At 74.9% G+C, this 1,159-nt stretch carries 1 protein-coding gene; it reads right to left on the minus strand.

Annotated features, from left to right (window positions below):
* Nucleotides 1-151 precede the first annotated feature (151 nt).
* Entirely contained in the window at nt 152-850 is a 699-nt protein-coding gene (locus ACZ4UB_RS29930; protein WP_468074922.1) for a TerB family tellurite resistance protein, read from the minus strand.
* Between the last annotated feature and the right edge of the window lie 309 nt (nt 851-1,159).

The following is a 1,159-nucleotide window of genomic DNA, read 5'->3' on the forward strand; positions in this document are numbered from 1 at the left end:
GCGACGCGACGAAGGAGCGCCCTTGAGGGCCCGGCCCACCCCGGAGAGACAGTGGAACTGACGGGCAGCCCCCGGAACCCCACCGACCCCGCCCCGCCGAAGCCCCCGCCAATCGCGGCGAAGCCGCGCGCGCCGCCGGATCACCTCACCCCTACCCCGTAGCCCGCACCCCCGCCAGCAGGGTCGACACCTCGTCCGTGTCCAGGCGGAGCGCGGCGCCGACCGTGGTCAGGACCTCTCGCTCGGCCGGGATGTACGGGCCGTCGGCCAGGGCGATGCGGGCGCCCTGGAGCAGCAGCGACTCGCGGCCCGGGCCCGCCAGGTGCGGGGCCAGGGGCTCCAGTACCTCGTGGAGTTCGATCGAGAGGGCGGCCCCGCAGCACTCCGGCCCCTCGTACAGCCCCAGCCGACCCTCGTCGGTGGCCAGTGCCTGGACCAGGGACTCCAGCTGCTCCTCCGTGCAGTCCTGGAAGCCCGCGGCCCGTACGACGCCCACGGCCGCCTCCAGGGCGCTGCGCGAGGACGTGCCGCCCGCCGCCAGGACCGCGAGGGTGACCGTGTGGACGGCGTCCCGCAGCATCGCCGAGAAGCGGGTGGTGGTGGGGTGGTCGAGCACCTCGGTGTCGAAGCGGTCGCGGCAGGCCGCGCACTCGACCACAGGGCCGACGCTGCCGCGCGGCAGCAGCGGCACGCCCAGCACGGTCAGCCGCCGACGGCCCGTGCGGCGCCGGTAGTTGCGGTCACCACCGCAGCTCGGGCAGAAGAACTCTCCGTCGCCCACGGTGTTCCAGGTGGTACGGATGCCCCACGCCAACAGCTTCCGGCCGGTCCCGCCCCGAACTGGCAGCACGTTCGCACCTCCGTAACGGTCCGGCAACATCGCCGGGTTGGCGTGATGTTAGCCACATCGGTGAGCATGCGTCAGTCGTGTGACAAGACAACATCGGTCGAGTCCGTGAGTTGGCCGAAGTGCGCCCTCGGCACTGCCCTCGAAATACCCCTCGATTTCCACCCGAACCCTCCCTCGTTCGAGGGACCCCGCCGCCCCCGCCACGCACCGGGGGGGGGGGGAGGCGGGGGGGGGGGGGGGGGGGGGGGGGGGGGGGGGGGTGGCGGCTGGGGGGGGGGGGGGGGGGTGGGGGGGGGGGGGGGGGGGGGG

Source organism: Streptomyces sp. NPDC028419, from assembly GCF_055565515.1.